Source organism: Azospirillum aestuarii, from assembly GCF_016632405.1.
Taxonomy (GTDB): Bacteria; Pseudomonadota; Alphaproteobacteria; order Azospirillales; family Azospirillaceae; genus Azospirillum; species Azospirillum aestuarii.
Genome location: NZ_JAEPIV010000040.1, coordinates 25,283 through 32,361, shown reverse-complemented (window position 1 = coordinate 32,361; position 7,079 = coordinate 25,283). Strand labels below are relative to the sequence as shown.

Below are 7,079 nucleotides of genomic sequence, written 5' to 3'. Positions count from 1 at the left end.
CGTGGCAAGAGAAACGCCGGGCGATCCAGCACGCCGCGGCGCATGTGATGATCTCGCACAACTCCGCGCGCGACCTGGAACGGCTGTACCCCGGCGTGGCGGCGGGCAGCACGGCGGTGGCGCATTGCGGGGTGGGCGAGGCCTTCCGCCCGGCCGAGGCGGCGGAGATCGCGGCCTTCCGCAAGGCGCACGGGCTCGAGCGGCCCTATCTGCTGATGGTCGGCGACCGCGCCGGCTACCAGGGCTACAAGAACGGCCTCCTGCTGTTCCGCGCGCTCGGCCTGGGCGATCCGGCGACCCGGGACCTGACGGTGCTGTGCGTGGGCGGAGCCAAGGAGATCGAGCCGGCCTTCCGAGCCCTGGCGCCCGACGTTCCGGTGGTGCGTCTGTCGATGAGCGACGAGGAGCTGCGGCTGGCCTACGCCGGGGCGGAGGCGCTCGCCTACCCGTCGCGCTACGAGGGCTTCGGCATGCCGGTGGTGGAGGCGATGGCCTGCGGCTGCCCGGTGATCACCTGCGCCAACTCCTCGCTGATCGAGGTGGCCGGCGACGCCGCCCTGTTCGCCGGCGAGGACGATGCCGCCGGCATGGCTGCCGCCATCGCCGCGGCCCGCGATCCGGCCCGCCGTGCCGGCCTCGTCGCCCGCGGCCTGGACCAGGCAAGCCATTTTACCTTCAACGCCATGGCCGCCGTCATGGCCGAGGCTCTGACCGACGCCGCCGCCCGGCTGGCGGACGGGCGCGCGCAACGGCCCCTGCCGGTGTGGCAGGAACTGCGGGTCACGCAGGCCGCGGGCGGAGGCAGCAGCGGCGCGGAAGAGGACGAGGAATCGCCCTGGGTGCTGCGCCGCCGCCTTCAGCGCAGTGAGCAGCATCTGCGCGCCGTGCAGAACGAACTGACGAGCATGCAGAACAGCCCTTTCTGGCGGCTGCGCGGAATCACGCTGGGCATGCTGAGGCGGCTCGGCGTGCGGTGGCGGCGCTGAGCAGCGCATGCGTGTACTCTTCGACGATCATATCTTCTCCATCCAGAGCCATGGCGGAGTGTCGCGCTGCTTCGCGGAAGTCATCGTGGGATTGCAGGCGCGCCCTGGCGTGCAGGTGGTGCTGCCCTTCCGCCGGGTCATCAACGCCCATCTGCTCGACCAGCCCGACCTGGATGTCCGCGGCTTTCTGGGGGAGCGGCATTTCCCCGGCAAGCGCACCCTGCTGCGCCGCCACAACCGGAGTCTGGTGCATCGGGCCTTGCGGCGGGGCGCGTTCGACGTCTTCCATCAGACCTTCTACGACGCCGAACTGATTGGCCTTCTGCACGGACGCCCCATGGTGGTCACCATCCACGACATGGCGCCGGAACTGATGCCGGAAACCTTCGCGTCCCCCGAGGACATCCATCCCGGCAAGCGGGCGCTGTGCGCCGCCGCCGCCGCGATCGTGGCGGTGTCGGAAACCACCAAGGCCGATCTGGTTCGGCTCTACGGGGTCGATCCGGCGCGGGTGGAGGTGATCCATCACGGCCTCTCGCAGGATGCGGTGTGGGTGCCGAGCCGGAGGGCGAGGGTGGCACTGCCGGACCGCTATCTGCTGATCGTCGGCCGCCGGGGCGGGTACAAGAACTTCATGGGGGTGGCCCGGACGCTCGCCGCGGTCCTGACCCGCCGGCCCGGTCTGCATCTGGTCTGCGTCGGCGGCGGCCCTCTGGAGGAGATGGAGCGGCAGCCCTTCCTGGACGCCGGCTGCGCCGGCCGCCTGCACCAGCGCACGCTGGACGCCGGCGGGCTCGCCTGCGCCTATGCCCACGCCGATGCCTTCGTCTTTCCGTCGATGTATGAAGGGTTCGGGCTGCCGATCCTGGAGAGCTTCGCCAACGGCTGCCCGGCGATCCTGAGCGCGCGGAGCTGTTTCCCGGAGATCGCCGGGGACGCGGCCCTCTACTTCGATCCGGACCATCCGGACAGTCTGGCGGACGGATTGGACCGGTTGCTCGGCGATCCGATGCTGCGCCGCCAGCTGGTCGATGCCGGGCGGCGGCGCGTCCGCGATTTCACCTGGGGGTCGGCGGTCGACCGGCTGCTGGCCCTCTACCGGCACCTGCCGGCCCGCTATTGACTCCATGCCCATCCGGGCGGCGGGGCCGGGGGGAACGGGGATCGCAGCGGGATTACACAGTGGGATTAAAGGGCGCGCACCGTGCAGCGCGCCAGGAAACGCATCGTGCGCATCGGCGACAGGGCGAAGGCGCGACCGACACGGCTGAGCGCTTTGAGATGGGCGTCCTCATGGACCGCCGCCACCGCCTCCTCGATGGCGAGGCTGGCGCGGAAACGGCGCAGCCCTTCCGGTCCGGCGACCCGGAGCACGCGGTCGGTGTGCTGCCGTCCCAGCCGGTCGATGGCGATGGCCACGGCCGCCGACCGCGCCGGCCGCCCGACATGCACCACGGCGCCCAGAACCGGCAGGCAGTCGAACGAGAAGCGCTCCATGCAGCGCAGAAGCCAATCCCAATCCTCCAGCCGCGGCAGCGTCTCGTCGAGCGGACCGACCGCGGCGAAGCAGTCGCGCCGCACCATCAGGGTGGAGCCGGGCGACACGTAGCAGCCGTCCAGCATCGTCTCGAACCATGTGCCGTCGGCCTGCGGGTGCCGTCGGCTGCGGTGGCCCGTCTTTTCCCGGTGCAGGAGAAAGCCGGTGCACAGCGCCTGTGGAGCATCCGCCCCCCTCTCCATGGCGTCGAGTTGCGCCCGGAGCTTGCCGGAAAGCCATTCGTCGTCGGAATCGAGGAAGGCGACGTAACGGCCGCGCGCCGCCTGCACCCCCGTGTTGCGGGCGGCGGCGGCGCCCCGGTTGGTGTCGTGGCGGATCGAGCGTATCCGGGCATCCCCATAGGACGCGGGAATGTCCGCACTTCCGTCGGTGGACCCGTCGTCTACGACGATCAGTTCCCAGTCCGTGACGTCCTGCATTCGCACGCTGTCGATGGCACGGTGCAGCGTGTGAGCCCGGTTGAAGACCGGTATGACGACGCTGACCAGAAGCTCTTCCATCGGTGATCTCGTTTGCGGCACGGCTACCGGTGCACAGCGACCATAGGACAGCATCGTGGATGACGGGAAGGGGCGACGCGCAAATTTCTTCGTGCGGCCTGCGGAAAGGACCGGACTGTGACCCGAAGGTTTCCATTGAAGGTGTCCGCGTCCGCTGGCAATGTCGCGCCCGGCCAGACACGCGGCGGATGATCCGGAGTTCCGCAGCGCCGTTATGGACGCCATGTTGCGGTATTTTCGACACGATGCGCCGATAGGCTTTCAGTATGACCGTTGTTTTCGATTCCGGCGACCGAAGCAACGTCGCGCAGGCCCGCGACGACCTCATGAAGGGGCTTCGGCTTTGGCCGCTGTGGAGTCGGCTCGGCTGGCACGATATCCGCAAGCGCTACCGGCGCTCGGTCCTCGGCCCCTTCTGGCTGACGCTCAGCATGGCGGTCATGGTGGCTAGCCTGGGGCTGATCTACGGCACCCTGTTCCGGCTGGATCTGGAGGGCTACCTGCCGTTCCTGGCGGTCGGGCTGGCCACCTGGACCTTCGTCGCCTCGGTTCTCAACGAAGGGTGCCTGACCTTCATCGAGCTGGAGCCGCTGATCAAGAACGTGCGCATCCCGATGTCGGTGCACATCCTGCGGGCGCTCTGGCGCAACCTGATCATCTACGGCCACAACATCGTGATCTTCGCGGTGGTAGCGGTCGTCTTCGGGGTCTGGCCGGGGAGCGCCGGGTTCCTGGCGCTTCCGGGGCTGGCGCTTCTGCTGATGAACGCCAGTTGGATCATGTTGCTGCTCGGCATGATCTGCACCCGCTTCCGCGACGTGCCGCCGATCGTGGGAAGCGTCATCCAGCTTCTGTTCTTCGTGACGCCGGTAATGTGGAAGCCCGAACTGCTCGGCGACCGGCGCTATCTGATGGTGCTGAACCCCTTCCACCACCTGATCGAGGTCATCCGGGCGCCGCTGCTCGGGCAGGTGCCCGGCTGGGAAAGCTGGGCGGCCGGTCTTCTGTTCGCCGTGGCTGGTTGGCTGTTCACCTTCGCCTGCTTCGCCCGTTTCCGCAAACGCATCGCCTACTGGCTCTGATGGCTTCGATCCACCTCAACGACGTCTCGGTCGATTTCGTCCTCTATCAGGGCAGCGCGCGCTCCCTGAAGAAGACGCTGCTGCGCTCCTCCACCAGCGGGGCGCTCAAGCACGACGCCCACCACCGGATCACCGTGAAAGCCCTCAACAACCTCTCGCTGACGCTGGAGCATGGCGACCGGATCGGGCTAATCGGCGGCAACGGCGCCGGCAAGACGACGCTGCTGCGCGTTCTCGCCGGCGTGTACGAACCGACCGGTGGGCGCATCCGCGTGGAAGGGCGCGTCACGCCTTTGTTCGACCTCGGCCTCGGCCTCGACATGGATGCGTCCGGCTACGACAACATCCGGATGCGGGCGGCCTATTTCGGCATCGACCGCGATGAGATCGAGCGCAAGATGGAGGACATCGCCGCCTTCACCGAACTCGGCGACTATTTGGACCTGCCAGTCCGCACCTATTCGGCGGGCATGACGCTGCGCCTCGCCTTCGCCGCGGCGACCGCCGTCGACCCGGAGATCCTGCTGATGGACGAATGGATCGCCGTCAGCGACGTGCAGTTCCTGGAAAAGGCGCAACGCCGCGCCGAGGGATTCGTGAACCGTTCCAGCATCATGGTCGTCGCGTCCCACGTCGAATCCGTGCTGCAGCGGCTGTGCAACAAGCTTCTCTGGCTTGAACGGGGCTCCATCGTCCGGATTGGACCGGTTGACGAAGTGCTGGCGGCATATCACAACCACACCAGCCACACCGTCACCGGCAACGGGACCGGCGTGGCCGAGAGCGCACCATAAGCCTGACATCGCATTGCCCGAAGCGGCATGGCTGGCTGCGGGATCGCATCCCGGTGCTGAAACACGGAGAAGAACGATCGTATGACGAGCAGCACCCCATTCTCCCTGGAAGGCAAGCGCGTCTGGGTGGCGGGGCACCGCGGCATGGCCGGTTCCGCCATCGTCCGCCGCCTTGAGCGCGAGCGCTGCGAGATCCTGACCGTCGGCCGGGAACAGCTCGACCTGAACCGCCAGGCCGAGGTCGAGGATTGGATGGCCGAGGTGCGGCCGGACGTCGTCTTCCTGGCCGCGGCCCTGGTCGGCGGAATCCACGCGAACAACAGCCGCCCGGCTGAATTCATCCACAGCAACCTGGTGATCGAGACGAACGTGATCCACAACGCCTGGAAGGTGGGTGTGGGCAAGCTCGTCTTCCTGGGGTCCTCCTGCATTTATCCGCGTCTGGCCGAACAGCCGATCCGGGAGGAGGCACTGCTTACCGGCCCGCTGGAACCGACCAACGAGTGGTACGCGATCGCCAAGATCGCCGGCATCAAGATGTGCCAGGCCTATCGCCGGCAGTACGGATGCGACTTCATCTCGGCCATGCCAACCAACCTCTACGGCTATGGGGACAATTTCGACATCCAGCAAGGCCATGTCGCCGCGGCCCTGATGGTGAAGATCCACCGTGCCAAGGCGGAAGGCGCCGACAGCGTCGAGCTGTGGGGCGACGGCAGTCCGCTGCGTGAGTTCCTGTTCGTCGACGACCTCGCCGACGGGTTGGTCTTCCTGGCGAAGAACTATTCGGGGGAGCCGCACGTCAACCTCGGCTCCGGCCACGAGATCTCGATCCGCGGCCTTGCCGAACTGCTGGCCGACGTGATCGGCTACCGCGGCGGCTTCCGCTTCGACCCGTCCAAGCCAAACGGCACACCCCGCAAGATCATGGACAACGAGCGCATAGCGGCGATGGGCTGGAACGCACCCACCCCGCTGCGCGACGGTTTCGAGCAGACCTACCGCTGGTATCTGGAGAATCTGGACACCGGCAGCCTGCGCGGCCTTCCGGCGCCCCATTGACCGCTCCGGCAAGACGACCGGCCATCCGCGGAAAAGCACGTCCGCCGCGGATGGCCTAAAAATATTTCAGTCCGGGTGGCGCACCCGGGCGCGGGTTCAGCCCAGACGGACGCGGCGGATCGCCCGCTGCATCACCCGCCGCGCCCGGTCGCGCCCCCGGCGGGCCAGATCCCGGCCCCGGCGGGCAAGGTCTCGCCATGTTGGCTGAACGTTTCCAGATGCGGCGGCTTCGGCCAGCCGCCGCTTCAGATCGGCGTTCTCCAGCCGGACGGCCAGGAAGTTCTCCTGGTAGATCTCGACGCGCCGGCGCAGCCACGCCTCCGTCTGGTAAAAAGGTAGGGCGTTCTGGATGGCGTAGACCTCTGGCTGGCCCTTGGCGAGGTTGCTGGACGCGCCGCCCAGCCCGAAGGACGCCACGATCACTGGCATGTGGATCAGCGTGACGGACTCGTCCGCGATGGCCTTGAGGAACCACTCGTAATCGGCGTGGACCCGCCAGCGGGTGTCGAACGGACCGGTGCGCTCGAACACCGCACGGCGCGCAAAGGTCCCCTGATGCGGCAGACAGCCGCAGATCATCGTCTCGGCGGCCTTCTCGGCCTCCTGTGGAATATGTATGACCGAACCGCCCTCAGGCAGGCGGACCTCGATGTCCCCGTAGAAAAGATCGGCCTCCGGATGCTGCTTCATGAAGCACACCGCGTTCTCGAGCGAATGGGCGTCGTAGAACCAGTCCTCGGCGTTCAGGAAGAGGATCACTTCGCCAGTCGCCCGCGCCAGCCCCTTGTTCATGGCGTCGTAGATGCCGCCGTCGGGCTCGGAAACCAGCACCGCGATGCGGTCCCGATGGGCTTCCAGCACATCGAGCGTGCCGTCGGTCGAAGCTCCATCGATCACGATATGCTCAACGTCTTGGTAAGTCTGACGTGCGATGCTCTCCAGGGTACGGCCTATGCCGTCACGCACGTTCCGACAAATTGTAATAACCGAAACCTTCATCCACCTGCTCCCACCGGGCTGGCCCGAACTGAGCGCCCCGAGTGCAACGCTTGTATCCGATGAAGGTGCTACAGTACAGTCGCGCCGCCGGATGTACC

General features: G+C 67.3%; 7 protein-coding genes. 5 read left to right on the top strand and 2 right to left on the bottom strand.

Features of this window, described 5'->3' with window-relative positions; genetic code table 11:
- Positions 1 to 986, top strand: a 986-nt coding sequence (locus tag JJL56_RS30165; protein WP_200487542.1) for a glycosyltransferase, incomplete at its 5' end; no start/stop codon positions are given.
- A 7-nt stretch (positions 987 to 993) separates the two neighbouring features.
- Positions 994 to 2,109 (top strand): glycosyltransferase family 4 protein, encoded by a 1,116-nt coding sequence (locus JJL56_RS30160; RefSeq protein WP_200487541.1) that lies wholly within the window; start codon positions 994 to 996, stop codon positions 2,107 to 2,109.
- A gap of 65 nt (positions 2,110 to 2,174) precedes the next feature.
- Here the strand turns inward: JJL56_RS30160 and JJL56_RS30155 are convergent, their stop codons facing one another.
- On the bottom strand, positions 2,175 to 3,044 hold the full coding sequence (locus JJL56_RS30155; protein WP_200487540.1) for a glycosyltransferase family 2 protein: 870 nt from the start codon (positions 3,042 to 3,044) through the stop codon (positions 2,175 to 2,177).
- A gap of 266 nt (positions 3,045 to 3,310) precedes the next feature.
- Between JJL56_RS30155 and JJL56_RS30150 the strand changes: the two genes are divergently transcribed.
- The 3 genes from JJL56_RS30150 (at position 3,311) to JJL56_RS30140 (ending at position 5,982) form a co-directional block, all read left to right on the top strand.
- Positions 3,311 to 4,126 (top strand): ABC transporter permease, encoded by an 816-nt coding sequence (locus JJL56_RS30150; protein WP_200487539.1) that lies wholly within the window; start codon positions 3,311 to 3,313, stop codon positions 4,124 to 4,126.
- Positions 4,126 to 4,920, top strand: coding sequence for an ABC transporter ATP-binding protein (locus tag JJL56_RS30145; protein ID WP_200487538.1), 795 nt, complete (start codon positions 4,126 to 4,128; stop codon positions 4,918 to 4,920). Before JJL56_RS30150 ends, JJL56_RS30145 begins: the two co-directional genes overlap by 1 nt.
- An 81-nt stretch (positions 4,921 to 5,001) precedes the next feature.
- Complete coding sequence (locus JJL56_RS30140; RefSeq protein WP_282188963.1) at positions 5,002 to 5,982, top strand: GDP-L-fucose synthase family protein; 981 nt, start codon at positions 5,002 to 5,004, stop codon at positions 5,980 to 5,982.
- Between the two features lie 96 nt (positions 5,983 to 6,078).
- Here the strand turns inward: JJL56_RS30140 and JJL56_RS30135 are convergent, their stop codons facing one another.
- Complete coding sequence (locus JJL56_RS30135) at positions 6,079 to 6,981, bottom strand: glycosyltransferase family 2 protein (RefSeq protein ID WP_200487537.1); 903 nt, start codon at positions 6,979 to 6,981, stop codon at positions 6,079 to 6,081.
- Positions 6,982 to 7,079: the final 98 nt, after the last annotated feature.

What these genes read in the sequence shown, in the direction of transcription:
- JJL56_RS30140 (WP_282188963.1), top strand. Translation starts at nt 5,002, where the DNA reads ATGACGAGCAGCACCCCATTCTCCCTGGAAGGCAAGCGCGTCTGGGTG.
- JJL56_RS30160 (WP_200487541.1), top strand. Translation starts at nt 994, where the DNA reads ATGCGTGTACTCTTCGACGATCATATCTTCTCCATCCAGAGCCATGGC.
- JJL56_RS30135 (WP_200487537.1), bottom strand. Translation starts at nt 6,981, where the DNA reads ATGAAGGTTTCGGTTATTACAATTTGTCGGAACGTGCGTGACGGCATA.
- JJL56_RS30145 (WP_200487538.1), top strand. Translation starts at nt 4,126, where the DNA reads ATGGCTTCGATCCACCTCAACGACGTCTCGGTCGATTTCGTCCTCTAT.
- JJL56_RS30150 (WP_200487539.1), top strand. Translation starts at nt 3,311, where the DNA reads ATGACCGTTGTTTTCGATTCCGGCGACCGAAGCAACGTCGCGCAGGCC.
- JJL56_RS30155 (WP_200487540.1), bottom strand. Translation starts at nt 3,044, where the DNA reads ATGGAAGAGCTTCTGGTCAGCGTCGTCATACCGGTCTTCAACCGGGCT.